The sequence below is a fragment of the Bradyrhizobium sp. USDA 3311 genome, from assembly GCF_054062495.1.
On the sequence record NZ_JBSSFI010000001.1, the window covers coordinates 6626046 to 6651721 of the forward strand.

Below are 25676 nucleotides of genomic sequence, written 5' to 3' on the forward strand. Positions count from 1 at the left end.
CCGTCGTTAACGGTCTTTCGTCCCGCGCGCCAGCCTTCATAGAAAATTTTCCCGCGGCATGGATGATGCGCGGGTTTCGATCTGCCGGGAATATTGTTTTGGATTTCGCAAGCGCCGCTCCCTCCGTCGTCAAGTCGATCAGGCAGCGTGATCTCCTGAACACGTGGCTGCGGCTCTACGCGCGCCAGCAGATCGCGCCGGCGATCTGGGAGTATCAACCTGCGCGGCTCGAGGAAGAGCTGTCCGATCTCATCTATTATACCGTTGACGCCTCAACTCCGGTGCCGCGCCTCATCATCCAGAGCGAAGGCACGCGAATCTCGCGCGCCTATGGACACACCGGCAAAGGCGTGCCGCTGGATGAATATATCGGGCCGCGGCTCGTGCGCTCCGTGATGCCCATCTATTACGAATGCGTCGCGCGCGGGCTTCCGGTCTACAGCGTTGCCGACGTCGACGACATCTACGGGCGCAACGTCGCCTACGAACGCCTGCTGTTGCCGTTCCTGACCGACGGAAAGGTCTGTCACATCATCGCCTCGCTCAAGACCTTCTGCGAGGACGGCGGCTTCGAGATCAAGAATCTGATGCGCGGAAATGACGCGCCGCCGCGACCGAAGCTGCGCGCCGTGATCGATCGCGACCTCTTTCATCGCGCCCCCGGCCGTATCGCGGCCGCCGACGTCGTCGAGTTCGCGGACCAGTCCGGTCCCGCCGACGCCACCGAGATCATCGAGCTGAACTAGCCTTCAGCGCGATTTGGCGCCGACTTACTTCGCCCTGACTTCCTTGGCGTAGATGTCCGGCTTGAAGCCGACCAGCAGCTTGCCGCCGACTTCCAGCACCGGACGCTTGATCATCGATGGTTGCGCTAGCATCAACGCCAGTGCCTTATTCTCGGTAAGACCCTCCCTGTCGGCCTCGGGCAGCTTCTTGAAGGTCGTGCCGGCACGATTGAGCAGAATCTCCCAGCCGAGCTTGTCGCTCCACTGCTTGAGCTTGTCCTTCTCGACGCCCGCCGTCTTGTAGTCGTGAAACTCATAGGCAACGCCATGGCTGTCGAGCCAGGCGCGCGCCTTCTTCATGGTGTCGCAGTTCTTGATGCCGTAGATGATGTTGGGCAAGACGTTCCTCTCGCATGCGTGATGCTTCGGCTGCGGCGTTGTACGAAACTCCGGTTCGCGCGACAATATTGCGAGCGAAGCTTACAAACTCTGTCAACGGACTCATCATGCACGTCACCCACGATCCCGCCGCGGCCCCGTCGCCGACCATCGACTTCAACAGCTTCCTCGCGGTCGATATCCGCGTCGGCACCATCGTCGATGCCAAGCCGTTCCCGGAGGCGCGCAAGCCGGCCTGGCGGCTGTGGATCGACTTCGGCCCGGCGATCGGCGTGCGCAAGAGCTCGGCGCAGATCACCGAGAACCATCCGCTCGAGACGCTGGTGGGGCAACAGGTCGCGGCCGTCGTCAATTTTCCCCCGCGCCAGATCGGGCCGGTCGTATCGGAAGTGCTGACGCTCGGATTTCCCGATGCCGACGGCAAGGTCGTGCTGGTGCAGCCGGGCAAGCCGGTGCCGAACGGCGGACGGCTGTTCTAGCGGCACACGGTCGCGAGCCGAGCCGTTGCGTCTGTCGGCGGCTCGCCAGCCGTTTACGTCTCCTGTTCCCCGGCTCGGAGCCATCGAGACTTGACCAAAACCCGTCGTTGATCTAAAAATGACTGACTGATCGTTTTTTATTATACCCGCCAATAATCAAACTGCTCTCGATGAATCGCTAAAACGATCGATCAGTCAGTTATTTGCGGAGGCTCCGATGCCGAAGATCAGCGACAAGCAGCGTGAAGGCCGGCGACGGCAGATCCTCGAGGCCGCCCTCGCCTGCTTCGCCGAGAATGGCTTTCACCAGACCGGCATGGCCGACATCGTGAAGCGGTCGGGGCTGAGCCATGGCGCGGTCTATCTCTACTTCCAGAGCAAGGACGACCTGATCGAGGCGCTCGCCGACGACCGGCACCGCCGCGAAGCCGTGCTCAACTCGGTCGCGCAGGGATCGGGCGATCCGATCGAAGGACTTCACGCGCTGGTCCGCGTCTACGCGCAATGGCTCACCGATCCCGCCGGCGAAGCGCGGCGGCGCGTCGGCATCCATGGCTGGGCCGAGGCGCTGCGTAACCGCCGCGTCCGCACCAGCGTCGTCGAAGGCATCGAGATGCCGCGCGCCCTGATCGTGGCGCTGGTCGAGCGCGCCCAGCACGACGACCTCATCAGGCGCGACCTCGGCGCAGACGCCATCGCGCGCGTGTTGATCGCTATCTTCCAGGGCTTTGTGCTGCAAAAATGCTGGGGCGAGGACTTTGACGTCGATGCCTGCATGGCGGCTGTCGATGGCGTGATCGACGGCTTCCGCACGACGAAGCCGGACGTCAAGCGACGAACCCGGGCTTGAGCGATGTCCTGGATCTACGAACTGCTCGCAGGCATCGGCGTCGGCCTCGTCGGCGGCGCGACATCGGGCTTCATGGGCACGAGCCCGGGCGGCGGTCTCGTGATCTTCTCCGTTCTGCTGCTCGGCGCGGAGCAGCACGTCGCCCAGGGCACCTCGCTGATCACGCAGGTCCCGCCGACCGGTTTCGCCGGAGTGCGCCGCTACTGGCAGAGCGGCAATCGCAGTCCGCTGCAATGGATCGTCTGGATCGGCATCGGATTTCTCGTCGGTGGCGCGGGCGGCGGCTATGCCGCGGCCGGCGTGTCCGACGCAGTGCTGCAATGGACCTACGTCGTCTACCTCGCTCTGCTGATCGCAGCCCTGCTGCTGCGCCGCGACCGCAAGGACGGAGCCGGCGAGGCCGGCGATCCCGCCGAACTGCCCTGGCTCCCGCTGTTCCTCATCGGCGCGCTGGCCGGCTTTTCCTCCGGCTTCATGGGGATCGGCGGCGGCCTGGCGATCACCGTCGGCCTTGCCGCGGGCCTGCGCGTGCCGCAGCACCAGGCGCAACTCGTCAGCCTCGTCTTCTCGGTGATCCCGACCAACATTCCAGCGGCGTGGATCTACTGGAGCAAGGGGCTCATGGTCGGCTGGCCGGCCATCGTCGGCATCGTTGCCGGCCTCTGGGTCGGCACCGATCTCGGCGCACGCATGGCCAATGGGGTCAGCAAATCGGTGCTGCGCCGGGTCATGATCGCCCTCGTCTCGCTGATGGCGCTCTACATGACCTACAAGGCGCTGAGCTAGTTCACGGCCGCTTCGGAATATTGAGCCCACGTTGCACCGCCGGACGTGTAAGTCCCCGTTCGAGCCATGCGGCAACCGATTTGAACTGGGTGAATTCGACGAGATCACCGGCGCCGTAGAAGCCGATGAGGTTGCGCACCCAGCCAAGCATCGAGATGTCGGCGATGGTGTAGTCGTCATCCATGAACCATTGCCGGCCGGCCAGATGCGTCTCCATCACGCCGAGCAGACGCCTGGACTCGCCCACGTAGCGTTCGAGCGGCCGCTTGTCCTCGAAATCCTTGCCGGCGAATTTGTGGAAGAAACCGACCTGGCCGAACATAGGCCCGATCCCGCCCATCTGGAAATGCACCCACTGGATGGCCTGGTAGCGGCGCGCGGCATCCTGCGGCAACAGCTTGCCGGTCTTCTCCGCTAGATATTGCAGGATAGTCCCGGACTCGAACAGCGGCAGCGGCCGGCCGCCGGGACCGTTGGGATCGAGGATCGCCGGGATCTTGCCGTTCGGATTGAGCGACAGAAACTCGGGCGTCTTCTGGTCGTCCTTGCCGAAATCGACGAGATGGACCTCGTAGGGAAGCCCGATCTCCTCCAGCATGATCGACACCTTGACGCCGTTCGGCGTCGGCAACGAATAGAGCTGAAGCAGCTCCGGATGCCTTGCCGGCCAGCGCTTGGTGATGGGAAAGGCGGAGAGATCGGACATCGGGACCCCGGCATCGTTCGTGAGATTGTCGCCTAATCTAGGCGAGCGGACGAACGGCACAAGGCCGATGCAGAGGTCACACGATCTTTTCGCACTGAAGCCGGATCACAGCGGCCGCAGCAAGTGACTTGTCGCATACACGATATCGCGCTGCGCACGTTGCTCGATGAAGCGCTGCCCGGTGACGAGCAGGGCTCCGGTGAAAACGAGCGCGAGCAGCGCGGTCGCGAATTGACTGGTATCATTCATCGCACGAGCATCTCTGTAATCTCTTCGCACGGGGAACGCGGGCCGACCATCGACAGTTCCTATATCTGTCAAATAAATTGCCGCTTTATCCCGAGCGCGCCTTGGCGGCCGGTCGCCTCAATAGTTGATCTCCATTCGCAATCCGCGCGGATCGATCTCGCCATCACCGACCGACTGCGTGCTGTCGCGCGCTGCGACCGCGCAGGCGCAGGCGTCGATGAGATCATCACGGCCGATGCCGGTGCCGTGACGCTGCGTCAGCCATTTCCGCAAGCGTGTGAAGCCGCGTTGCTCCAGTAGCGCGATGCGTTGTTCGCGGCCCTGCGCTGATACCTTGCTCTCGAGCAGCAGGCGGCCGGCGAGATTCCAGAAGATCAATTCCGGATGCGCCTCGCCGATCGTGGCCTGGCGTGCCGGCGTCATGATCTCGTCGACCTCCCTGATCTTGTCCCTGATGTTCCAGAGCTGCGCCGACACGCCCCTGCCCTTGCCCTCGTGCTTCCAGTAGTGCCGATTGGCTGCCGGCATGTCGGGAAATCTCCAGAGGTCGCGGCGCGCGCCGAGAAATACGGCGGGGCCAACCAGTTCGCGCGCACGCAGGTCGCATGTTCGATAGCCGCTCACGTTCAACCCAATCGGCATGTCGATCATCGCGCGCGCATGCGGCATCGCGAGCAATCGCGTCAGCCCCGGCGAATAGTCGAAGCCGTGATCGCCGTGCTCGTCGATCCAGGCTGCGACCCAGCCGTAACGAAATCCATCGAGACCGAGATAATTGTTCACGCGGACGACCGAGCCTCCGATGCGCGTTCATCCCGTGGTTTCACCTTGATGTCGTTCGAACAGGCGCTGGGCCAACAGCGCATGGCCGAGCGTGCCGCCGGCGCGGACCGCAGCGGCGATCAACGCAGCTTCCGCGACCTCCTCGCGCGTCGCACCGGCTTTCGCCGCCTGCGCCGTATGCACGTCGAGGCAATAGGCGCATTGCGTGGTGAGCGCGACCGCGAGCGAAATCAGCTCGCGATATTTCGACGGGATCAAGCCGTCCTTGCGCTCGACGGCATGATTGAAGGCGAGGAAGGCGTTGACCTCGACCGGCGCGAGCGCGACGAAGGCCGGGACGGATTTCAGGTCATCGGGGTTTTGATAATCGGTCATGTCTCATCTCGTCAGATATTCGCGCATCAATGCGCGGGCGCGATGCAGGCGTGCCTTGACGGTCTGCCTGGACGCGCCGAGTGCGACGGCGATTTCGTCGATGGTCATCTCCTTGACGTCGCGCATCAGCGCGACGTCGCGATAGTGCAGCGGCAGCGCCTCGAAGGCCGCGGCCACGTCGAGCCGCAGATCGGCCTCGGGCCGCGACAGCAGTGCGGCCTCCGCGTCACTCGCATCGATGGCCGGCATAAGGCCGGCCTTGCGCGCGAGCCGCAGGCATTCGCGGCGGACCACGCTGAACAGCCAGGCGGACAGCGCCAGCAGCGAGCGGATGGTGCCGACATGGCGGAACAGGATCCACAGCGCCTCCTGCGTCGCATCCTCGGCATCCGCCGAGCTGCGGCAGGTCGCGCGCGCGTAGCGGCGGATATCGGGCTGCGCCGTCGCGAGCAGCGACGCGATCGCCTCGGGATCGCCGAGCCGCGCCGCCTCGAACAGATTGGGCGAGATCGCAGCCGCACTCACGACACGCCTCCTCGTCCGATCCCGGCCATCGCACACATCGGGCAATAGCCGACGAGACCGGTCAGCGCGAAGCCGGCGCCGCCGAGTGCGACCAGCCACGCCGCAAGCCCCGACAGAGACGCGAACGCGGCAATCCCGACCGCAATTCCGAGCGCCACCCGCACCGCCTGATGCACGCCACCGATGTTCTTCCTGTAAAATCCCATCACATCCTCCGACACGCGCCGAGGCGGAATGCCTCGAGGACAAGGAGGACGCGACGGGCGAAAAGGATTCGCGGAGGCCTGCAATTTTTTCGCGGTCAGCCTCCGACCGCCTGGTACGCCAGGCGCTTGAACTCGAAGAAGAACGGATTCCAGAAGCCCATGTAGCGCTGGGCCATCAGGACGCCGGCGGTATTCGCCTGCGGGCAGATCCACCAATGGGTGCCGGCAAGGCCGCCCCACTGGAATTCGCCGGTGGAATTCGGCGGATCGAACGGCGTCGGCGCGAAGGTGACGGCGCCGCCGAGACCAAAACCCTTGCCGGGCATCGGCCCGAGATTGGCAAAGCGGATGGTCTGGCCTGCGGGCAGCTGGTTCGTCATCATCTGCCGCAGCGTCTCCGGCTTCAGCAGTGTATCTGACCCGGGCACCAAGGCGCGCACCAGCGCAAGCATGTCCGGCAGGGTCGAGACCAGACCGCCGCCGCCCGAGAGCCGCGGGAACGGACGGCGATAGGCCTGCGGGTAAGGCAGATTGTCGGCCCGCGTCAGGCCGGGCTTCATCGGATCGAGCACGTCGGCGCCGGTGTAGAGCGCGACCAGCCTGCCCTGCTGCGCTTCGGGCACGTAGAAGCCGGTATCGGTCATGGCGAGCGGATCGAAAATGCGCGCCTTGAGGAAGGCATCGAGGGATTTTCCGGAGACGACCTCGACGATGCGGCCGAGCACGTCGGTCGCCACCGAATATTCCCAGCCCGTGCCGGGATGATAGGACAGCGGCAAATCGGCAAGCTTGTCGATCATGTCGGTCAGCGGCGTCAACGGATTGAGCACGCCCGCCTCGTTATAGCCTTTGAACAGCACCGTGCCGGGGTCGAAGATGCCGTAGCTGAGGCCGGAGGTGTGGGTCAGGAGCTGGCGGATCGTGATCGAGCCCTTCGCCGGCTCGACATCGGCAAGGCTCAAAGCGCCCTGCTTCAGCACCTTGCGATTGCCGAGCTGCGGCAGGAATTTTTCGACGACATCGTCAAGCCCGATGCGGCCCTCTTCCACCAGAAGCATGATCGCGCACGTGACGAAGATCTTGGTATTCGAAAACGCGCGGAAAATGTGGTCGGTCCGGAGCGCGGTTTTGGCTTCGCGGTCGGCAAGCCCGACGCATTGCTGGTCAACGACCTCCCGGCCGCGCAGCACCGCCCAGGACACGCCGGGAATGATCTCCTGATCGACGTAGCGCTGCATCGCCGTCCGTACGGCGGAAAAATCGGTTGTCCTGGCGTCCATGTGTTTCCCCCAATTGTGGTTGGGACGGATATAGCGTGAATTCGAAGGAAATGAAGGGCGATCCCCGAGGGAGCCTATCCCTCCTTCATGAACGCAGTGACGTACAGGCGCCGCCGAATTCGCATGCCCTGTCGCTGGTACAGCGCGATCGCGGACGCGTTGCCGGAAAACACGTGCAGGAACGGAATCTCGCCGCGCGCCTCGATCCGGCGCGCGACCGCCGCGAGCAGCGCCTGCGCATAGCCGCGCCCGCGATAGTCCGGATGGACGCAGACGGCTGTCATTTCGACGAACCTTCCCGGCTTCATCCGCTCGCCGGTCATCGCGACCAATTCGCCGCTGACGCGGATGCCGAGGAATGTGCCGAGCTCATGCGTACGCAGTGCGAATGGACCGGGCTTCGTCAGATCCGTCAGCGCCATCATGGCGGGAACGTCGGCGGCGCTTAATTTGACGATCTCGGCGTCGCGCAGCGAACTGTCAGCGGGCGAGCCGATCATCTGTTCGCCAGTCTCGGCCAGCACCACCTTGAAACCGGCGGGCATTTCGACCGGCTCCGGCGTGAACAGCGCGGCAACCTGCGAGCCCGACAGGAGATCACGGAGCGCGGCAAAACTTGCCGCGGACATGTCGGCCATGTCGGCAAACGGCGTCATGTCCACAGGATAACGCAGCGCTCGCGGGCCGCCCTCCGCCAGATGCTTCTGGCTCGTTGTCAGCGCGCTCCAGATCGGGCGATCCAGCAGCGCCTCATCGCTGTCGGACACCGGCCTAGTCCTTGTCGAAGCTGACGATGACGGCGGCATTGGCGATGAGGATGGGGTCGTTGGCCACCTCCGTGGCCGAGGGAATCTCAAGTCCGCCCTTGACCGCAGTCACGGTCACGGTGCCGTAGGGCAGCTCCTTCGCAACGGCTTCCTTGTCCACCGCCTCGGGGTTGGGCACTCCGATCGTGACATCGACGAACATGTCGTTCGCGGTCTTGCCGATCATCCGGAAGAAACCGAGGCTCGAATGCCGGATGGCATCCGACACCGCCCGCTTCGCCGCCTTGGTGGCGTCCCTGCCGTGAACGTCGACGCCCATGCCCATCTCGGTGATACAGCGAACGCGAGTCATTTCATATTCCTGTGGCTGGTTGGATTACGTTGACGCAAGTTGTTATCGCATTTTGGCTGATCGGCATACTCCGTCATTGCGAGGAGCGAAGCGACGAAGCAATCCAGACTGCCTCTGCGGAAACACTCTGGATTGCTTCGCTACGCTCGCAATGACGGGTGTGGCGAGAGTGGCGAGCACATCACGCCTTCGACTTCTCGTGAGCCCGCAGCTCATCCACGAGCACCCGCACGTTCTCCGAATAGTCGATCGGGATCGAGACCAGGTGCACGCCGCCTTCCCTGAACGCGGCATCCAGCGTCGGGCCGAAGCTGTCGATACTCGCGATGCGATGGCCCTTGGCTCCATAGGCCTTCGCGTAGAGGACGAAATCGGGATTGCCAAAGGTCATGCCGAAATCGGCGAAATGATCGACTGCCTGCTTCCAGCGGATCATGCCGTAGGCGTTGTCCTCCAGCACCAGCACGACCAGGTTGAGCTTGAGGCGGACGGCGGTTTCCATCTCCTGGCTGTTCATCATGAATCCGCCGTCGCCGGCGACCGCGAGCACGCGGCGATCGGGATAGAGCATCGCCGCCATCATCGCCGACGGCAGGCCTGCGCCCATCGTCGCCAGCGCGTTGTCCAACAACAGCGTGTTGGCGACGCGGGTGCGGTAGTTGCGCGCGAACCAGATCTTGTACATGCCGTTGTCGAGCGCGACGATGCCGTTCTCCGGGATCACCTGGCGAATGTCGTGCACGATCCGCTGCGGCGTCGGCGGCCAGCGCGCCTCGGTGGCGCGGTCGGCGATATGCCTGAGGATCTCCTCACGGAGCGGCAGCAGCGCCGCGGCCTGCGGCAGCTTGCCTTCGAGCCGGTCGGCGAGCAGCTCCAGACTCGGGCCCACGTCGCCGACAACCTCGGCATCCGGGAAATAGACCTGCTCGACGCTGGCCGACGTGTAGCTGACGTGAATAACCTTCGGGCCCGACGGCCCCATGATGAAGGGCGGCTTCTCGATCGGGTCGTGACCGATCGCCACGATCAGATCGGCGGCGTCGATCGCGTCGTGGACATAGTCGCGCTCCGACAGCGCCGCGGTGCCCATATAGAGATTGGTGCCGCCGGGCACGGTGCCCTTCCCCATCTGCGTGGTGAAAAAGGGAATGCCGGTTCGCCGCACGAAGCTCGCGATGCCGTGGGTCGATCGCGGCCGGCTGGTCGCGGCGCCCATCATCACCAGCGGATGCCTTGCGGCGAGAATCATCTCGGCGGCACGATCGAGCGCGGCGCGGTGGGCGACCGGAATCTCGATCGGATGGATCGGAATCACGGGAGCGGCCGGCACTTCATCGCCCGCGATGTCCTCGGGCAGTTCGAGATGCACCGGCCCCGGCCGCTCCTCCATCGCCACGCGAAAGGCATCGCGCACCACGGTCGGGATGCTGGAGGCGCTGATGATCTGCCGCGACAGCTTTGTCAGCGGCTTCATGGTCGCGACCACGTCCACGATCTGGAAGCGCGCCTGCCTGCTGCTCATGATCGGCTTCTGGCCGGTGATCAGGATCATCGGCATCGCGCCGAGATGCGCATAGGCCGCACCCGTGGACAGATTGAGCGCCCCTGGGCCGAGCGTCGAGAGACAGACGCCGGGCTTCCCGGTGAGCCGGCCATGGGTGGCAGCCATGAAGGCGGCCGCCTGCTCGTGGCGGGTCAGGATCAGCTCGATCTTGGAGGTGCGGAGCGATTCCACGAGATCGAGGTTTTCTTCGCCGGGAACGCCGAAGATGCGATCGACGCCTTCATTCTCCAGCGCCGCGACAAACAGGTCCGATCCCTTCACCTTGCGCTCCTGCCCGCTCATGTCGCCTCCCGGTCACAATGTCGGCCCCTGTGTTCGACGGGAACCTCAAGTGTATCGTAACCGCGTGGCGCTCCGGCACAACTCACAAAGCGGCGCAGTTGGCCAACTATGTAGAGAGTGACTGTTCCGTCATCCTGAGGTGCGAGGCTTGCGGTGCGAATGCATCGCAAGCCGAGCCTCGAAGGATGAACGGCCGGGATGCAGCCGGGCCGTCGCCCTTCGAGGCTCGCCCTGCGATACATCGCAGGACGAGCACCTCAGGGTGACGGTGATAAATTGGTGCTCGCGACCAGTCGGATTTCCCAATCGCAGACACATCTTCGCATCCTCGCGGCTTGCTTCGCCCGAGCTTTGCTTCATCGCGACACCCTCCGATGTCAGAGGGCGCAGGGAAGGCCGGGTGCCGGCCAGGCACCCACGGTCCACTGTGCGAAAGGTGGCTACGAAAAATCTGCACAGCGGCATACAGGTGAAGCCCAACACACGGCCTTCCCTGCGCAGTGGTTTGACGGCTTATGCCGCGTTCTCCCCGGGGAGCGATGCACTATTGCCCCCGTCGCCGTGCGGATCGCTGATGTGCGCGCCCGGTCGGGCCGCCGCATCACCGCAAGACTTGGCGCACAGACCCCGGGCGCCAGGACGACACGGTTTTGCCGTACGCAGATCACACCGGTCGTGTGCGCGACGGCCTTCGCTCACGGTTGCCCGCCCTGCGATGCCCTCGCGCCGATGTGACTAGCGTCCACCGCAGCTCACCCCGCGTGTCGTGACGATCGCGATACGCCCCTCTGACCGGGATGAGGTGGCGCACGAATACGCCAAAGCCGAATTTCGGTAAAGTGGAATATTTTTGCTTGAGCGGATTGACCCGCAGCTTGGGTGTTTTGCCCGTCGGGCAACGCAAGCTCTTGTAGCCCGGATGAGCGAAGCGATATCCGGGATTCGTGCGGGCGGCGGTCCCGGGTATCGCTTCGCTCACCCGGGCTACGAGTCACATCAAAGCTTCGCCTCGGCAAAAATGCCCGATATCCAGTCGAGGAAGACGCGCAGGCGCAGCGCGGGCTGGCGGTTTTGCAGGTACAGCGCGGAGAGCGGCGTCGGTGACGGCGGATAGTCGGCGAGCACCTCGACCAGCGCGCCGCTGGCGAGATCATCCGCGAAGCGATAGCGGGGGGCCTGGGCGAGGCCGAAGCCGAGCCGTGCGAGATCGGCCATGGTGTCGGAATTGTTGACGCGAACCCGGCTCGGCAGCACGACGTGATGCAGCGCGCCGGCGACGGAAAATTCCAGCGGCAGCACATCGCCGGTGCGCGAGGAGACGAAGGCGACCATCTGATGGCCGTCGAGCGTATCAGGCGCCATAGGCACGCCGTGGCTGGCGAGATAGGCCGGGCTCGCCACCGTGATCTCGGCGATCGTGCCGAGGCGGCGCAGGATCATCCCGCTGTCCTCCGGCTCGCCCGACCGGATCACGCAATCGATGCCTTCACGCACGAGATCGACCAGGCGGTCGCCCTGCCCGATCTGCAAGTCGAGCTGCGGATAGCGCGCCAGGAATGCCGGCAGGTGCGGCAGGATGAAGGTGCGGGTCAGCAAGGGATGGGCGTCGATGCGGAGCAGGCCGCGCGGCCGCGCATCGCGCATCGCAGTTTCCGCTTCCTCGACCTCGGCCAGGATCGCGACGCAGCGGCGGTAGTAGTCCTCGCCGTCGAGCGTCGGCGTGACATGCCGCGTCGTGCGGTCGAGCAGGCGCGCGCCCAAGCGCGACTCCAGGCCGCGCAAGACCTCGCTCGCCGTCGAGCGGGGAATGCCGAGATCGGCGGCCGCAGCCGTAAAACTCTGCCGCTCGACGAGGCGAACGAACAGACGCATGGCGTCAAATCGGTCCATGGCCGATTGTTCACCACAGCCGACAAGTGATGGCAAGTCTGAGGCGATTATCCGGCCACGGCGATCAGCTAAATCTCCGGCTGAAGACAACGAGGAGACCTGCCATGACCCACCAACATCAGCGCGCCGCCATCGTGACCGGCGGCTCCCGCGGCATCGGCGCAGCGATCGCCCGCCGGCTGGCGCAGGGCGGGATTGCGGTCGCGATCAACTATGCGAGCGGCCGCGCGGCTGCCGATGCGCTCGTCGCCGAGATCGAGGCCGCCGGCGGGCGCGCCATCGCCGTGCAGGCCGACCTCGCCGATTCGGCAACCCCTTCGCGGCTGTTCGATGCGGCCGAGCGCGCCTTCGGCGGCGTCGACATCCTCGTCAACAATGCCGGCATCATCGAGCTCGGGCCGCTCGCCGAGGTGACCGATGAAGCGTTCGCGCGGCAAACGTCGATCAATCTCGGAAGCGTGTTCCGGTCCTTGCGCGAGGCGGCGCGGCGGCTTCGCGACGGCGGCCGCATCGTCAGCTTCTCCTCCAGCGTGGTCGGTCTCTACCAGCCCGGCTACGGCGTCTACGCCGCGACCAAGGCCGCGGTCGAAACCATGACGCACATCCTCGCCAAGGAGCTCGGCAGCCGGCGCATCACCGTCAACGCGGTGGCGCCCGGGCCGGTCGAGACCCGGCTGTTCCTCGAAGGCAAGAGCGAGCAGCAGGTGCGCGCCATTGCCGCCATGAACCCGTTCGGCCGCCTCGGCCAGCCCGACGACATCGCAGGAATCGTCGCCTTCCTCACCGGTCGCGATGGCGGCTGGATCAACGGCCAGGTCATCCGCGCCAATGGCGGCGTGGTCTGACGCACGGCACGATCGCATCACACGGAGAGACCCATCATGCCTTTCGCCAACATCAAGATTCCGCAAGCCGCGCTGTCTCGCACCCAGAAGGCGGAGATCGTGCATCGCCTCACCGCGCTGTTCGTCGACTATTTCGGCGAAGCGGCGCGGCCGCACACGATGGTGCTGATCGAGGAAGTCCCCGACGGCGGCTACGGCCGCGCCGACGAGGTGTTCGTCGTTCCCGACGCCTGGCGCGCCCGCGACGCCGTCACGCCAGCTTCAGGCTGAGCTCGGTGCCGCCCTTGGTTCGTTTCACCAGCAAAATCAGTAGGCCCGCTTGACATTCCTCTGACATGCCGCTGGTATGTCAGTTATGCCCACCGCCTCCCTCGACCGCGACCGCGCCTATGCCCTGCTCCGCGACCTCGTCGTGTCAGGCGAGTTTGCGCCTGACGAACCCCTCTCCGAACGCAGCCTGTCGAGCCGCCTGGCGCTGGGCCGCACCCCGATCCGCGAGGCGCTGAAGGCGCTCGCCAGGGACGGCCTGCTCACCATCCATCCGATGCGCGGCACCTTCCTGCGCCAGATGTCCTTCGACGATCTGCGCGAGATTCATGAATTGCGACTCGCGCTCGAAGGCATGGCCGCCTATCTCGCCGCGACGCGCGGGCCGACGGAGCCGCTGCGCCAATGCGCCGGGGAGCTGCGCAGCATTCAGTCGCGCGAAAACCTCGATGTCGAGGAGGCGCAGCAGGTCGGCTGGGCCTTCCACGACGAACTCTTTCGCGCGACCGGCAATGGCCGGCTGGCGCAGTCCTACGACAATCTGCGCGCGCAGAGCGGCCTCGCCCTCCAGAAGATGCGGCAATACAGCGTCGAGCGCACGCGCCAGGCCGTCAGCGAGCATCTCGACATCTACGCGGCCATCGAAGCGCACGATCCTGACGCCGCGCAGCAGCGCATGTGGCGGCATCTGTCGTCCGCATTCGAGGCCCGCCTCACCGCGCTGGGCGCGATCCGCACGCAATATCCGGGACAAGGAGACCACCACGCATGATCCGGCCGCTGTTCAGATTGCCGCTCGTGTTCCAGATGCTGCTCGGATTGGTGCTGGGCCTCGGCGTCGGCCTGCTCTGGCCGGATTTCGGCGCGAGCCTGCGGCCGATCGGCACCGCCTTCGTCGAGGCGGTGAAGATGATCGTCATTCCCGTGGTGTTCGCGGCCGTCACGCTCGGCCTCTACCGCATGGGGAGCGAGTTGAAGGTCCTGGGGCGCGTCGCCGCGATCAGCCTCGGCTATTTCTACCTCGCCACCGTGATCTCGATCCTGATCGGCCTGCTCCTCAACGCCGCCTTCCATCCCGGCGCCGGTGCCCCGCTGGCCGCGACCGGCAAGGTGCCGCAGAACCTCGCAGTGTCGGTGGACTGGATCAAGTTCTTCATGGACATGATCCCCTCCAACATCGTCGCGGCGATGGCCGAGCAGAAGATTCTCCCGACGCTCGTCTTCGCCATTCTGTTCGGCCTCGCACTCGCCTCTAGCGGCAAGGTCGGCGAGCCCATGGTCGCCGTGCTCGAGGCGGTGATGGCGGCGATGTTCAAGATCACCAAATGGATCACCTCGCTCGCTCCGATCGCCATCTTCGCGGTGATGGCGTGGCTGTTCGCGACGCAAGGACTCGCCACCGTGGTCGCGCTCGCCAAGCTCGTCGGCGTGATGTATCTGGGCCTTGCGATCATGGTCGCGATCTTCTGGCTGATGCTGCTTGCGATCGGCGAGAAGCCGCTTGCCGTCACCAAGGCGGTGATGGAGCCGATGATCCTGGCCTTCTCCACCCGCTCCTCGGAAGTGACCCTGCCGCTGCACATGGAGAAGCTGCGGGCGATGGGCGCCTCAGAGCGCATCGTCTCGGTGGTGCTGCCGCTCGGCTATGCCTTCAACCGCGACGGCGCCATCATGTATTTTGCCCTCGCCGTCACTTTCCTCGCGGAAGCCTATGGCGTGACGCTGACCTGGTCGACGCTGTTCACCATCGTCATGGTCACGACGATCGCGAGCAAGGGCAGCGCCAACGTCCCCTCCGGCGGGCTCGTCGCCATCGCCATGGTGCTGTCGGCGATCGGGCTGCCGATCGAGGCGCTCGCGGTCATCGCCGGCGTCGACGCCTTCCTCGACATGGGCCGCACCGCGATCAACGTGTTCGGCAACACGGTCGCGGTGAAGCTGGTCGAAAAGTTTGCCGGCGACATGGCCGCCGATGAGACCCAGCCGACGGCGGCCGGCCTGCAAGTGCAGGACGCCTGATGGTCGCGCAAGAGAGAGGCCGCGACGGCGTCGTCGATCTGCGCAGCGACACCGTCACGCTGCCGACGGCCGCGATGCTGGAGCGCATGCAGCGGGCCCCGCTCGGCGACGACGGCCGCGAGGGCGACCCGACCGTCCGCGCGCTCGAAGCGCGGGGCGCCGCGTTGACCGGCAAGGAAGCTGCCCTGTTCGTGCCGAGCGGCACGATGGGCAATCTCCTGGCGATGCTCGCCCATGCCGAGCGCGGCGGAGAGGTCTTCGCCGACGCTGGTGCGCACCTGCTCAACTCCGAGCTCGGCAGCGTCGTGACGATCGCGGGGCTGGTGCCCAAGCCCATGCCGAGCCGTCGCGGTGCAATGGACGAAGCGGCGCTTGCAGACGCGATCCGCGGCTCGGAACGTCCCGGCCTGATCGCAATGGAGACTGCGCATAACGGCGCCGGCGGCGCCGTGCTGCCCCCGCCGCACATGATGCGAATTCACGCGCTCGGACAGAGCAACGGGATCCCCGTGCATCTGGACGGCGCCCGCCTGTTCAATGCCTCGGTCGCGCTCGGCGTGCCGGCGGCACGGATCGCCGAGCATGCCGACAGCGTGATGGTCTGCCTGTCCAAGGGCCTGAGCGCGCCGGTCGGCAGCCTGCTGTGCGGCGGCGCGGCGTTCGTCGCACGGGCGCGCACGTTGCGGAAACTCGTCGGCGGCACCATGCGCCAGTCCGGTGTCGTCGCAGCCGCGGGCCTCGTCGCGCTGGAGACGATGATCGAGCGCCTCTCCAAGGATCACGCGGCAGCAAGGCGGCTCGCCGCGGCCTTGAGCTGGCTCGACCCGGCACTCGCCGATCCCGACCAGGTGCAAACCAACATCCTGCGCGTCGACGTCTCCGCAAGCGGACGCGAGGCCGCCGCATGGGCCGAGGGCGTGAAGCAGCGCGGCATCCTGGTGCAGGCCAGCGGCCCCTCGCAGCTCCGGCTCGTCACCCATCGCCACATCGACGGAGCGGCGGTGGACCGCACCATTGCCGCCTTCGCGGCGCTCGGCCGCTAGCGCGCGCATTGCAAGCAGCAAGCGCGCGCATTGCAAGCCGCACGCGGCGTGCTATCGCTCGCCCCATGACTCCGAAAAGCTTCGAAGCGCGCTGCCTGCGCCTGCCCGCCGCCACCAAGGTGGTGCAGTGGGAGGGCACTTCCGTATTCAAGGTCGGCGGCAAGATGTTCGCGCTCGGCGGCGGCTTTGTCGCAAGCTCCGGCGGCTACATGTTCAAGGTCTCGGACATGGCCTATGCGATGCTGATCGAGCACGGCGTGGCACGTCCGGCGCCGTATCTCGCCCGCGCCAAATGGGTGCAGCTCGTCAGCAACAACGCCCTGCCGGATGCCGAGCTCACCGCCTATCTGGCGCAGGCCCACGCGCTGATCGTGGCCAAGCTGACGCGCAAATCGCGCAAGATGCTGGGGCTGGACTAGAGCCTCGCTGCGCCGCCCTCGCCATAACGTGATGTTCCTCCCATGGACTTGTGCTGCACCGCAACTAACTGAGGGCAAAGTCCATTCGAGATGGAGTGTTTTATGAGCTCACCGAGCACCACCACAGCCGCCAAATCTCATCGCTATGAACTCGTGCATGGTGACGGAGCCGACTTCGTCGCCTACCAGCGCCGTCGCGAAGACGGGATTTGGCAGACCTTTGCGACATGGATGATTCCGCGCACGGTCTGCAGCTGAAGCGGAGCGCTTGTCCCTCGTGCTTGCGCCGGAGGCGGACACCGCCTCCGGCTTCCCTGCAGAAGCCCGCCCCGCTCAGCGCTTCTTCTCTGCACCCGTTTGGGTCGCGCGCAGCAGATTGTCGCGCAATGTGCTCACCGTCTTCTGCACCACCGGAAAATCGTCGCCGAGGCCGGTCGCCTCGATCAGGGACTCGCCGAGATCCTGTTCGATCAGCTTGCGCCCGCCCGGCGTCAGGCTCACCCGCACCTGCCGCTCGTCGGCGGGATCACGGTGGCGCCTGATGTAACCCGTCTGCTCGAGCTTCTTCAGGATCGGCGTCAGCGTGTTGGATTCCAGGAACAGCTTCTCGCCGAGCGCGCTGACGGTCTGCTCGTCCTCCTCCGACAGCGCCACCAGGGCGATGTACTGGGTGTAGGTCAGCCCGACCTTGTCCAAGAGGGGCTTGTAGGCACGGCCGAAGGCGAGATTGGCCGAATAGACCGCAAAGCACAGGAAATTCGACAGCTTTCGGCCTTTGCCGGCGGCTTTGGGGGAACGGGCCACGGGAACCTCCGCAATTCGTGATCTGCCAACCGATATAAATCGTATCCGATTAAATCGGAAGATCTTGACCGGCGGATGCGGCGGGTTTATTTAAAGGCGCATCCGATTAGATCGGATACGATAAATGGCATCCCGAAAGGACCCCGCCATGTCATCCGCTGCCAAGCTTCTCTTTACCGGCAAGACCCACGTCACCTCAGGCTCCGACGGTGCCGCGCGCTCCAGCGACGGCTTCCTCGACATCAAGTTGGCGCAGCCGCATCCGGCCGCCGAAAACCTGTTCGCGGCCGCCTGGTCGGCCTGCTACCTCGGCGCGCTCGGGCTCGCCGCCGCCCAGCGCAAGGTCAAGCTGCCGAGCGAGCCGTCGGTCGACACCGCGATCGACCTCAACAATGCGAACGGCGCCTTCTTCTTGCGCGCCCGTCTCGACGTCAGCGTCCCCGGCGTCGACCGTGCGGTGGCGCAGGAGCTGATCGAGGCCGCGCACGGCATCTGCCCGTACTCCAAGGCGGTGCACGGCAACATCGAGGTGACCACCACCCTCGTCTGAAGCGCCACGACGCGGGAACCGGCCGGCATCGGCTGGGCCCGCGTGGTGCGATCAGTCCAGCGACCACACGGAGCCGACCATGAGCCATCGTCTTTTGCCCGCCGTGCGTATCCTCGCCAGCACAGCCGTACTGGCCGCAAACCTGTTCACGCTGCCGGTAGCGGCGCAGCCGGCCGGTGTCACGCGCACCGACCTCCAGCGCCACGATCTCAGCGCGCCCGGCCGCGAAGCCGTGCAGGTGCGCGTCGACCTCGCCCCCGGCGTGGCGTTCGGCCGGCACACCCATCCGGGCGAAGAAATCATCTACGTGCTGTCAGGCGCCATCGAATACGCCGTCGAAGGCAAGCCACCGGTGACGCTGAAGGCCGGCGACGTGCTGTTCATCCCGTCCGGCACGGTGCATGCGGCGAAGAACGTGGGCACCGAGACCGCCAGCGAGCTTGCGACCTATATCGTCGCGAAGGACAAGCCGCTGCTGACGCTGGCGAAGTGAGGCCAGCCACTCCAATTGACCAGGAGACAATATCTGACTAAAGTCAGATATCATGCTCGACCCCGTCTCACGCGTTCGCCGCTTCAACCGTGCCGTCACCTCCGCCGTCGGCGCGCTCGACACCTCGTTCCTCGGCCGTGGCCGGCCGCTCGGCGCCGCGCGGGTGCTCAACGCAATCGGGCACGGACGTTCGGACGTGGCCGAGATCCGAGACTATCTCGGGCTCGATTCCGGGCTGATGAGCCGGCTGTTGCGCAGCCTCGAAGACGAAGGGCTGGTCGAGACCACGGCGCATGCGGGCGATGCGCGCCGCCGCGTGGCAAAACTCACACGCACGGGCCGGCGCGAGTTCGCAGCCTACGAGGCGCTGTCGAATACGCAGGCAGAAAGCTTCCTCGCCCACCATTTGCAGCGCGATGCGCTGCTGGCGGCCATGGACATGATCGCCTCCGCGCTGACACGCGAGCGCGTTGCGCTCGACGAGACGGACCCGCGATCCGAGGAGGCGCGCTATTGCCTCGGCGAATATTACGCGGAGCTCAGCCGCCGTTTCAAACAGGGCTTTGACGTTTCGCTGTCGCGCGATCCCGATGCCAAGGACATGCGCCGGCCGCGCGGGAGCTTCATCGTCGCGATGTCGGACACGCTCCCGATCGGCTGTGTCGGGCTGAAGGGAACCGATCACGGCTATGCCGAGATCAAGCGGCTGTGGGTCGCCCCCGCCGCGCGCGGATTGCGGCTCGGCCGTCGCCTGATGGACGCGGCCGAAGACGCGGCGCGCGAGCTCGGCATCGCGCTGCTGCGGCTCGACACCAACAGCGCCCTCCCCGAGGCCGGCCAGCTCTACCGCAGCACGGGCTGGCGCGAGATCCCGCGGTTCAATGACGATCCCTATCCGGATCTGTTCTTCGAAAAGCAGCTGTGAGGCAGAAGTCCCGGGTGTCGCTTCGCTCACCCGGGCTACAGCCTCACGCCGCCGCGGTCGCCACCTGCCCTTGCGGCTTCGCGAACGGGCGGAAGGTCATCGCCATCAGGAAGGCGCCGAGGCCCATCGCCCAGGAGGCGATGTAGAGCCAGGCGTAGCTCGAGAACGCGTCGTAGATCAGGCCGCCGGCGAGCGGCCCCGTCGCCATGCCGAGGCTGCCGGCCATCGCGGTGCCGCCGATCACCGTGCCCATCATGCGCAGCGGAAAGTTTTCGCGCACCAGCACCGCGTAGAGCGGCATGGTGCCGGCATAGATGAAGCCGAAGATGGCGCCGACCGCGTAGAAAGTCGCGAGCTGATGCGCGAAGACGTAGGCGAGCGCGCCGAACGCCTGCAACAGCAGGCCCGTGACCAGCACGCGCTTAGCGCCGAAGCGATCGCCGAGCAGGCCGAAGGCGATGCGGCCGCCCATGCCGGCAAAACCCTCGATGCTGTAGATCGTCACCGCCGCGATCAGCGGAATGCCGCAGCTCACGGCATAGCTGACGGTGTGGATGATCGGGCCGGAATGGGTGGCGCAGCAGAAGAAATTGGTCGCGAGCAGGATGAGGAATTGCGGCGAGCGCAGCGCCTCCCCCAGCGACATCTCCGCCTGCGCGGCGTCCTCACCCGACGGCACGGGCATCGCCTGCGCAAGCGCGGGCGGACGGCGCACCAGCAGCGATACCGGGATCATGATGGCGCCGACCACCAGTGCCACGATCTGCATCGAGGTGCGCCAGTCATGGCCGGAGACGAGCCAGGCCGCGAGCGGCGACATCGTCATCGGCGCCATGCCCATGCCGGCCGACACCAGCGAGACCGCGAGGCTGCGGTGGGTGTCGAACCAGCCGGTGACGGTCGCCATCATCGGCGCGAAGATCGCCGCGCAGGAGGCACCGACCAAGAGGCCGAACACGAACTGGAACGCAATGAGCGAGGTCGCATGGCTCGCCCCGAACAGGCTCAGCGCCAACACCGTCGAGCCCGTCAGCACCACCGGCCGCGGCCCGAACCTGTCCGTCGCGGTGCCCCAGGCCATGCTGGTGAAGGCCATCGCCAGAAAGCCGATCGTCATGGCGCTGGAGATGCCGGTCACCGACCAGCCGGTGTCCTTGGCGATCGGCTGCAGGAACACCGGCAGCGAAAACATGCCGCCGATCGCGACACAGCCAAGCAGGCCGCCGGCGGCGACGATCACCCAGCGATAGTAGGACGAGTTCATTTTCCTTGTCTCCCGTCAGTCTGTCTGAGTGAAAGACGATTGGGATTGGCGCGCGCCGACAGGCGACGGTACTTTAATTTTCCGGCGATCGCGACCGCGCCGCCGGTGCGCGGTTCCGCAAGCGCCGCCCCTGATGCGGCCTGTTCGCGCCTCATAACTCCAAAGGTTTCAGGAAAGCACCCGCATGCCCAAGATCGACATCGCCGCAGTGCCGGAGCGCAGAGGCTCCGGCTATCCCTCGCCCTTCAGCCTTCCTTGCGCCGAGCGCATCCGGCAGCGGCTCGGCAACGCCGGGGGCCTTTCCGATTTCGGCGTCAATTTGATGCGGCTGCCGCCGGGCAGCTGGTCGAGCCAGCGGCACTGGCATCCGCATGAGGACGAGTTCGTCTATTTGCTCGAAGGCGAACTGACACTGATCGAGGACGACGGTGAAACCGTCTTGCGCGCGGGCGATTGCGCCGCCTTTCCGAAAGGCAGCGGCAACGGCCATCACATGATCAACCGGTCGGACGCGATGGCCTTCTACCTCGAAATCGGCTCGCGCTCGCCCGCCGACCTCATCACCTGCTCCGACATCGACATGATGAGCCCGGCTTCCGACGGCCGGTTCCTGCACAAGGATGGCAAGCCCTATCCGGACGGCTAGTTCGGCCACGAGAACAAAAACCTCGAAAGCAACCCCATGCACAGTAGGCGGGCGCTGCGGGATCAATGACTTACGATGTCGTCACTTGCGATGCGATACCAGGCCGCAATTTGACTCGTCGGGCAAAACACCGGCATCCTGTCATGATCCCGCCAACGCCATCGCATCACCCCAGCTGAGCCCGCCTGGCGCCACGCCGCCACGCGCTGACGGTGAGCCAGATCGCCGAGACCAGGAAGTAGAGCGCGCCGACCGCAGCATAGCCGGCGACATTCGTGATCGACGGAGCCGCGGGCATCGCGGCTTGAGCGATGAAGAAGCCGCCTGCCAGCGCTGATTGGCCACCGCTGAGCGCCATGGCCCACTGCGCGCCAAAACGCCTCCAGCGCCGGATTGCCGTCCCGAGCTGCAGCAATCCGGACAGGATCGCCCATGCACCGAACACGCCGAGCACCCAGTTCATGCTGACCTGCAAGGCAAGGACGACCGCGACTGTGGTCGCCAGACTGACCAGGACGTTCAGAGCCTGGGTGCGGTTCTGGCTGAGCCCACCGCTACGCAGCGCGTCGAGCCAATTGGCCGCGGCGTCCCACGCCGGATAGGCGACGAGCAAAGCTCCGGCGACCGGCGCGGAGGACTGACCGACGGCAAACGCAGCGGCGACCCAGGCGACGGAAAACCCCGCGCGCGTGAAGTAGTACAGCCTCAGCCATTGCTCCTGACCGGCCAGGGCCGAATCCGGCTGATGATGATCTCTCATGACAGTCTCCTTACCTACTAGTTGGTAGTTTCTCGAGCGAAGCGAAATTGCAGCGACGCAGATGGCTTGCAGCTTGTGTGATTGTCGGGGGCCCGCCGCGTGATCTCAGCGCGTCGCGGACAGCCGCTCCAGCAGCGGCCGGGTGATGACACCGAACATCTTGGGATCGCCATAGGCACGCGCCGACAGCATCGCGCCGTGAACCGTGGCCATGAATCCTTCGGCCTCGACCCGCGCCGTGCCGGAAAGCTGTAGCCGCCCCTGCCGCTTGCCGCGCTCCATCACCGAGGTCAGCCAGGATGCCAGGGCGCGGAAATGGGCGCGCACTTCAAGCGCCACCTCCTCGGGCAGGAGCGGAAGCTCACTGGCAAGAAGCGCACACACGCAGAACGGAGCCGTCGCGTCCTTGATGCACGCCTCCCAATAGGCGAGATAGCTTTTGAGCTGTGCGCCGGGGTCCGGGATGTTGCGCTCGATTGCGGAGAGTCCCGCCGCGGCCTCCTCGCGATAGCGCGACACGAGGGTGCGGACCAGGTCGACCTTGCTGGCGAAATGGTGGTGGATGCTCGGCTTGCGGATGCCGACGATGTCGGCGATGTCGGCGTAGCTGAAGCCGTTATAGCCGCCGGCAATGATCAGCGTGCGCGCGCAGGCCAGGATGTCGTCGGCGGTCGAGGAAACGTTGGTCATGGCGCATGAGCTACCTTCCAGTTGGTAGGGCGTCAAGAACGAGGTGCTTCAACCATCCGTGAGTGGTAGGAGCGTGCATGACCATCCGCCCCCTCGTCCGCTACCCCGACCGCCGGCTGGCGATTCCTGCCCGCCCCGTCACTGCGTTCGACGACGAGCTCCGCGAGCTCGCCGCGGACCTGCTCGACACCATGCGCGCCGCGCCCGGCATCGGCATCACGGCTCCGCATATCGGCGTGCCCTTGCGCGTCGTGGTGCTCGAGCTCGACGCCAAAGACGGCGCACGGACCTATGTCAATCCTGAGATCACATGGGCTTCGCCCGAGATGATCATGCACCGGGAGGGCAGCGTCTCGATGCCCGGGGTCAACGACGAGGTCCAGCGTCACGCCCGCGTGCGCATCAGCTACTGGGATCTCGACGGCACCATGCAGACCGAGGAGTCGGAAGCCCTGCGCGCCGTCTGTCACCAGCACGAGATCGACCAGCTCGACGGGATGTTCTGGATCCAGCGGCTGTCGCGGCAGAAGCGGGAACGGCTGGTGAAGAAGTTCGAGAAAATGTCGCGGGGGTGACCGTGACGCTAAGGCGGCTTCGCCACCTTGTTCGCGACGCCTTCAAGCCCTCTTCCCGCTCCGTTTGGTGACGGGAGCGTGACGACGCTCCCGCTTGCCGCGCGCGATCTCGGTCGCCAGCGCGTCCAGCTTCGGCTCCCAGAAATTCCTGAACTGACCGATCCACGCATCCACCGCGCGAAGCCCCGCAACGTCGACCGAATAGAGCCGCCTTTGCGCCTCCGCCCGAACCGTCGCGAAGCCGCTCTCGCGCAGCACCTTGAGGTGCTGCGACACGGCGGCCTGCGTGATTCCGAACTCCGCCCCGATCGCCTCGACGACCTCGCCGGACGCCATTTCCCCGGGCGACAGCAGCTCGAGGATGCGACGGCGCACGGGATCGGCGAGGACCTCGAAGACGTGCATCAGCTTCCTGTGCCTGGATGTGCGACATCGGGCGGCATCTCGCCGCGATAGAAGGCGATGGTGCGGTCCGAGCGCTGCTTCGCCGTCTCAGGGTCGACCCCGCTCGCGACATGCGCCTCGCGCCATTGCTCGCCGCTTCGTGTCATGAATTCCTTGCCCGCAGGAGATCCCATCCATGCCTCGGCCGTCTCATGGTCGACCGATGCCCCGGTGGCAACATATCGCTCAAGTCCGGCAATGGCGAGGTCCCAACCGATACCCACGGCGCCTGGGCCGAACTGATTCCAGTGATCCTCGATGATCGCGGTGTGCTCCAGCGTCAACCGCGCCTGATGTCGTTCTGCCGCGAGCTGGACGTCGATCCAGCTCATCGCACCACCGAATTCCCACGTCGCTGCAAAATGGATCGGCGGCGTACATGCCGTGATGGTGCCGCCCGCATTGCCCTTGAGCTGGTACCTTCCGCCGAGCTGGAGGTCTCCCTCGACCGGCAAGAACCAGCGCGGAATGCGCTCCCTGCTGGTCACCGCGTCCCAAAGATCGTCAACGCTCGTCTCGTAAAGCCGCGTCAGTGTCACCGCGCTGGCCGGCTTGCCGTCTTTCTCGAAATTCCGCACCGAACGCGTCACAAGCCCCAAGACTCTGGCGACGTCGATCTCCATTGCATTCCTCCTTGTCGTTGATCGCAAGGGCAAATATCGATCTGCACTAATATAAGTCAAGTCTTATATTAACGACGTTCGACGCCTGGAATTCGGTGCCCCTCCTTCAGCGGCAGAAAAAGGTCCCCAACCGCCTCGTGCTCCGGCACCTCCGGGAAGAAGCTCCGCCGCTGGCAATAGATCGGGAAGTTGCGTGCTTCCCTACGCATCCCGCACGATACTGCTGAGATATTTTGCCGGGGGGTTGCCGAGCGCCTTCTTGAACATCGTGATGAAGGCCGCGACGGACTCGTAGCCGAGATCGGCCGAGACCTGCTGCACGCTGGCGCCGGCAGTGAGTTCTCGCAGGGCGACGATCAGGTGCAATTGCTGGCGCCAGCGCCCGAAGCTCAGACCCGTTTCCCTGACGACGAGACGCGCGAGGCTGCTCTCGCTGAGCGCGACGCGCTTCGACCATTCGGCGAGGGTCCTGCGGTCGGAAGGATCTTTTGCCAGCGCAGCCGCGATCCGCTTCAACCGCGGCTCGGACGAGAGCGGCAGATGGAGCTGCTGGACGGGCATGCGCGGCAGCTCGCGGAGCAGGACGCTCGCCAGGAGGTCCACCCTCGCCAAGTCATCCCCGACCTGATCGCACAACTCGACGATCAGCTCACGCAGCAGCGGCGAGATCGACAGCGTGCAGCATCGACCCGGCAGGTCCACGATGTCGGGCTCGATGTAGACGAAAAACAGCCGGGCATTCTCTGTGGCGAGGTTGCTGTGCTGCATGCCGCCGGGAATCCACACCGCGCAATGTGGCGGCACCATCCACAGGCCACTGGGAACGCGACATGTGACACCACCTCCCAACGCGAAGACCAGTTGTCCCTTGCGGTGGCTGTGATCGGGGACCTCCCCCTTGGTCCCCGTCACGTCAACGCGCACGGCGATGACCGGGGCGGAGCGATCGTCCACATCGAGGCTGGACCATGGAAAGCGAAGGGGTTGCCGCATGCTGCCGGTTTTTAGTCATTGAATGGCTAAATATCTAAATTCAACGAGGGCGAAAGTCGATAGGTTGCTGCCAAACCTGCCGGGCGGCGGCCAGGCGC

Annotated in this window: 35 protein-coding genes; 16 read left to right on the top strand and 19 right to left on the bottom strand. The window is 65.4% G+C overall.

The annotated features are described in order from the left end of the window. Nucleotides 1-65 precede the first annotated feature (65 nt). Nucleotides 66-746: a hypothetical protein gene (locus ACVWW6_RS31990; RefSeq protein WP_456682034.1), complete on the top strand. Its 681-nt coding sequence runs from the start codon at nucleotides 66-68 to the stop codon at nucleotides 744-746. Nucleotides 747-770: 24 nt separating this feature from the next. Here the strand turns inward: ACVWW6_RS31990 and ACVWW6_RS31995 are convergent, their stop codons facing one another. Next, complete coding sequence (locus tag ACVWW6_RS31995; protein ID WP_028171049.1) at nucleotides 771-1124, bottom strand: ArsC family reductase; 354 nt, start codon at nucleotides 1122-1124, stop codon at nucleotides 771-773. 107 nt (nucleotides 1125-1231) lie between these two features. On the opposite strand from ACVWW6_RS31995, the gene ACVWW6_RS32000 reads away from it, so the two are divergent. The 3 genes from ACVWW6_RS32000 to ACVWW6_RS32010 all read left to right on the top strand — a co-directional run bounded on the left by ACVWW6_RS32000 (nucleotide 1232) and on the right by ACVWW6_RS32010 (nucleotide 3239). Beyond that, complete coding sequence (locus tag ACVWW6_RS32000) at nucleotides 1232-1603, top strand: tRNA-binding protein (protein ID WP_011086810.1); 372 nt, start codon at nucleotides 1232-1234, stop codon at nucleotides 1601-1603. 217 nt (nucleotides 1604-1820) lie between these two features. Then, nucleotides 1821-2453: a TetR/AcrR family transcriptional regulator gene (locus ACVWW6_RS32005; protein WP_456682035.1), complete on the top strand. Its 633-nt coding sequence runs from the start codon at nucleotides 1821-1823 to the stop codon at nucleotides 2451-2453. A gap of 3 nt (nucleotides 2454-2456) precedes the next feature. Next, the gene (locus ACVWW6_RS32010; protein WP_456682036.1) at nucleotides 2457-3239 is read left to right on the top strand and encodes a sulfite exporter TauE/SafE family protein; all 783 of its coding nucleotides are present in this window, start codon (nucleotides 2457-2459) and stop codon (nucleotides 3237-3239) included. Nucleotide 3240: 1 nt separating this feature from the next. On the opposite strand, the gene ACVWW6_RS32015 is transcribed toward ACVWW6_RS32010, so the two are convergent. From ACVWW6_RS32015 to ACVWW6_RS32065, 11 genes are all read right to left on the bottom strand, one after another. Next, nucleotides 3241-3945, bottom strand: a complete 705-nt coding sequence (locus ACVWW6_RS32015; protein ID WP_456682037.1) for a glutathione S-transferase family protein — start codon at nucleotides 3943-3945, stop codon at nucleotides 3241-3243. A 105-nt stretch (nucleotides 3946-4050) separates the two neighbouring features. Beyond that, entirely contained in the window at nucleotides 4051-4194 is a 144-nt protein-coding gene (locus ACVWW6_RS32020) for a hypothetical protein (RefSeq protein WP_165448151.1), read from the bottom strand. Nucleotides 4195-4311: 117 nt separating this feature from the next. Beyond that, nucleotides 4312-4977, bottom strand: coding sequence for a DUF429 domain-containing protein (locus ACVWW6_RS32025; RefSeq protein WP_456682038.1), 666 nt, complete (start codon nucleotides 4975-4977; stop codon nucleotides 4312-4314). A gap of 27 nt (nucleotides 4978-5004) precedes the next feature. Further along, complete coding sequence (locus ACVWW6_RS32030; RefSeq protein ID WP_456682039.1) at nucleotides 5005-5352, bottom strand: carboxymuconolactone decarboxylase family protein; 348 nt, start codon at nucleotides 5350-5352, stop codon at nucleotides 5005-5007. 3 nt (nucleotides 5353-5355) lie between these two features. Continuing rightward, nucleotides 5356-5877, bottom strand: coding sequence for an RNA polymerase sigma factor (locus ACVWW6_RS32035; protein ID WP_456682040.1), 522 nt, complete (start codon nucleotides 5875-5877; stop codon nucleotides 5356-5358). Continuing rightward, on the bottom strand, nucleotides 5874-6083 hold the full coding sequence (locus ACVWW6_RS32040) for a YgaP family membrane protein (RefSeq protein ID WP_456682041.1): 210 nt from the start codon (nucleotides 6081-6083) through the stop codon (nucleotides 5874-5876). Before ACVWW6_RS32040 ends, ACVWW6_RS32035 begins: the two co-directional genes overlap by 4 nt. A 95-nt stretch (nucleotides 6084-6178) precedes the next feature. Then, nucleotides 6179-7363, bottom strand: a complete 1185-nt coding sequence (locus tag ACVWW6_RS32045) for a serine hydrolase domain-containing protein (protein ID WP_456682042.1) — start codon at nucleotides 7361-7363, stop codon at nucleotides 6179-6181. Nucleotides 7364-7437: 74 nt separating this feature from the next. Then, a complete protein-coding gene (locus tag ACVWW6_RS32050; RefSeq protein WP_028171040.1) occupies nucleotides 7438-8130 on the bottom strand; it encodes a GNAT family N-acetyltransferase in 693 nt (230 codons plus the stop codon). A 4-nt stretch (nucleotides 8131-8134) separates the two neighbouring features. After that, nucleotides 8135-8482 carry a Lin0512 family protein gene (locus tag ACVWW6_RS32055; RefSeq protein WP_008134681.1) on the bottom strand — a complete coding sequence of 116 codons (348 nt, stop codon included), beginning with the start codon at nucleotides 8480-8482 and terminating at the stop codon, nucleotides 8135-8137. A 181-nt stretch (nucleotides 8483-8663) separates the two neighbouring features. Further along, the gene (locus ACVWW6_RS32060) at nucleotides 8664-10328 is read right to left on the bottom strand and encodes an acetolactate synthase large subunit (protein ID WP_011086799.1); all 1665 of its coding nucleotides are present in this window, start codon (nucleotides 10326-10328) and stop codon (nucleotides 8664-8666) included. 996 nt (nucleotides 10329-11324) lie between these two features. Beyond that, the gene (locus ACVWW6_RS32065) at nucleotides 11325-12218 is read right to left on the bottom strand and encodes a LysR family transcriptional regulator (protein WP_161535198.1); all 894 of its coding nucleotides are present in this window, start codon (nucleotides 12216-12218) and stop codon (nucleotides 11325-11327) included. A gap of 104 nt (nucleotides 12219-12322) precedes the next feature. On the opposite strand from ACVWW6_RS32065, the gene ACVWW6_RS32070 reads away from it, so the two are divergent. From ACVWW6_RS32070 to ACVWW6_RS32100, 7 genes are all read left to right on the top strand, one after another. After that, nucleotides 12323-13063: an SDR family oxidoreductase gene (locus ACVWW6_RS32070; protein WP_038967644.1), complete on the top strand. Its 741-nt coding sequence runs from the start codon at nucleotides 12323-12325 to the stop codon at nucleotides 13061-13063. 36 nt (nucleotides 13064-13099) lie between these two features. Then, nucleotides 13100-13333, top strand: coding sequence for a tautomerase family protein (locus ACVWW6_RS32075; RefSeq protein WP_011086795.1), 234 nt, complete (start codon nucleotides 13100-13102; stop codon nucleotides 13331-13333). Between the two features lie 85 nt (nucleotides 13334-13418). Then, nucleotides 13419-14102: a GntR family transcriptional regulator gene (locus ACVWW6_RS32080; RefSeq protein ID WP_246740269.1), complete on the top strand. Its 684-nt coding sequence runs from the start codon at nucleotides 13419-13421 to the stop codon at nucleotides 14100-14102. Next, nucleotides 14099-15349: a dicarboxylate/amino acid:cation symporter gene (locus ACVWW6_RS32085; RefSeq protein ID WP_011086793.1), complete on the top strand. Its 1251-nt coding sequence runs from the start codon at nucleotides 14099-14101 to the stop codon at nucleotides 15347-15349. Before ACVWW6_RS32080 ends, ACVWW6_RS32085 begins: the two co-directional genes overlap by 4 nt. Continuing rightward, entirely contained in the window at nucleotides 15349-16392 is a 1044-nt protein-coding gene (locus ACVWW6_RS32090; protein ID WP_011086792.1) for a threonine aldolase family protein, read from the top strand. The genes ACVWW6_RS32085 and ACVWW6_RS32090 overlap by 1 nt, the downstream gene beginning before the upstream one ends. Nucleotides 16393-16457: 65 nt before the next feature. Continuing rightward, nucleotides 16458-16811, top strand: a complete 354-nt coding sequence (locus ACVWW6_RS32095; protein ID WP_011086791.1) for an MmcQ/YjbR family DNA-binding protein — start codon at nucleotides 16458-16460, stop codon at nucleotides 16809-16811. A gap of 102 nt (nucleotides 16812-16913) precedes the next feature. After that, a complete protein-coding gene (locus ACVWW6_RS32100; RefSeq protein ID WP_011086790.1) occupies nucleotides 16914-17069 on the top strand; it encodes a hypothetical protein in 156 nt (51 codons plus the stop codon). A 75-nt stretch (nucleotides 17070-17144) separates the two neighbouring features. On the opposite strand, the gene ACVWW6_RS32105 is transcribed toward ACVWW6_RS32100, so the two are convergent. After that, nucleotides 17145-17615 carry a MarR family winged helix-turn-helix transcriptional regulator gene (locus ACVWW6_RS32105; RefSeq protein ID WP_011086789.1) on the bottom strand — a complete coding sequence of 157 codons (471 nt, stop codon included), beginning with the start codon at nucleotides 17613-17615 and terminating at the stop codon, nucleotides 17145-17147. A 148-nt stretch (nucleotides 17616-17763) separates the two neighbouring features. On the opposite strand from ACVWW6_RS32105, the gene ACVWW6_RS32110 reads away from it, so the two are divergent. The 3 genes from ACVWW6_RS32110 to ACVWW6_RS32120 all read left to right on the top strand — a co-directional run bounded on the left by ACVWW6_RS32110 (nucleotide 17764) and on the right by ACVWW6_RS32120 (nucleotide 19583). Next, the gene (locus tag ACVWW6_RS32110) at nucleotides 17764-18165 is read left to right on the top strand and encodes an Ohr family peroxiredoxin (protein WP_028171032.1); all 402 of its coding nucleotides are present in this window, start codon (nucleotides 17764-17766) and stop codon (nucleotides 18163-18165) included. Between the two features lie 79 nt (nucleotides 18166-18244). After that, entirely contained in the window at nucleotides 18245-18658 is a 414-nt protein-coding gene (locus tag ACVWW6_RS32115) for a cupin domain-containing protein (protein WP_304552912.1), read from the top strand. A gap of 52 nt (nucleotides 18659-18710) precedes the next feature. Then, nucleotides 18711-19583, top strand: a complete 873-nt coding sequence (locus ACVWW6_RS32120) for a bifunctional helix-turn-helix transcriptional regulator/GNAT family N-acetyltransferase (protein WP_011086786.1) — start codon at nucleotides 18711-18713, stop codon at nucleotides 19581-19583. Nucleotides 19584-19626: 43 nt separating this feature from the next. On the opposite strand, the gene ACVWW6_RS32125 is transcribed toward ACVWW6_RS32120, so the two are convergent. Beyond that, a complete protein-coding gene (locus tag ACVWW6_RS32125; protein WP_370198388.1) occupies nucleotides 19627-20847 on the bottom strand; it encodes an MFS transporter in 1221 nt (406 codons plus the stop codon). A 184-nt stretch (nucleotides 20848-21031) separates the two neighbouring features. On the opposite strand from ACVWW6_RS32125, the gene ACVWW6_RS32130 reads away from it, so the two are divergent. Continuing rightward, nucleotides 21032-21493: a cupin domain-containing protein gene (locus tag ACVWW6_RS32130; RefSeq protein ID WP_456682043.1), complete on the top strand. Its 462-nt coding sequence runs from the start codon at nucleotides 21032-21034 to the stop codon at nucleotides 21491-21493. 166 nt (nucleotides 21494-21659) lie between these two features. Here ACVWW6_RS32130 and ACVWW6_RS32135 read toward each other — a convergent pair whose 3' ends face one another. Beyond that, nucleotides 21660-22253: a DUF308 domain-containing protein gene (locus ACVWW6_RS32135; protein ID WP_271613008.1), complete on the bottom strand. Its 594-nt coding sequence runs from the start codon at nucleotides 22251-22253 to the stop codon at nucleotides 21660-21662. 105 nt (nucleotides 22254-22358) lie between these two features. Beyond that, the gene (locus ACVWW6_RS32140; RefSeq protein WP_028171026.1) at nucleotides 22359-22943 is read right to left on the bottom strand and encodes a TetR/AcrR family transcriptional regulator; all 585 of its coding nucleotides are present in this window, start codon (nucleotides 22941-22943) and stop codon (nucleotides 22359-22361) included. A gap of 77 nt (nucleotides 22944-23020) precedes the next feature. Here ACVWW6_RS32140 and ACVWW6_RS32145 point away from each other — a divergent pair, with 77 nt between their 5' ends. Beyond that, nucleotides 23021-23518, top strand: coding sequence for a peptide deformylase (locus tag ACVWW6_RS32145; protein ID WP_456682044.1), 498 nt, complete (start codon nucleotides 23021-23023; stop codon nucleotides 23516-23518). A 42-nt stretch (nucleotides 23519-23560) separates the two neighbouring features. On the opposite strand, the gene ACVWW6_RS32150 is transcribed toward ACVWW6_RS32145, so the two are convergent. The 3 genes from ACVWW6_RS32150 to ACVWW6_RS32160 all read right to left on the bottom strand — a co-directional run bounded on the left by ACVWW6_RS32150 (nucleotide 23561) and on the right by ACVWW6_RS32160 (nucleotide 25578). Then, nucleotides 23561-23923 carry an ArsR/SmtB family transcription factor gene (locus ACVWW6_RS32150; RefSeq protein WP_028171024.1) on the bottom strand — a complete coding sequence of 121 codons (363 nt, stop codon included), beginning with the start codon at nucleotides 23921-23923 and terminating at the stop codon, nucleotides 23561-23563. Continuing rightward, nucleotides 23923-24585 carry an SRPBCC family protein gene (locus ACVWW6_RS32155; RefSeq protein WP_271613010.1) on the bottom strand — a complete coding sequence of 221 codons (663 nt, stop codon included), beginning with the start codon at nucleotides 24583-24585 and terminating at the stop codon, nucleotides 23923-23925. Before ACVWW6_RS32155 ends, ACVWW6_RS32150 begins: the two co-directional genes overlap by 1 nt. Nucleotides 24586-24786: 201 nt before the next feature. Next, on the bottom strand, nucleotides 24787-25578 hold the full coding sequence (locus tag ACVWW6_RS32160; protein WP_161535209.1) for an AraC family transcriptional regulator: 792 nt from the start codon (nucleotides 25576-25578) through the stop codon (nucleotides 24787-24789). Nucleotides 25579-25676 lie beyond the last annotated feature (98 nt).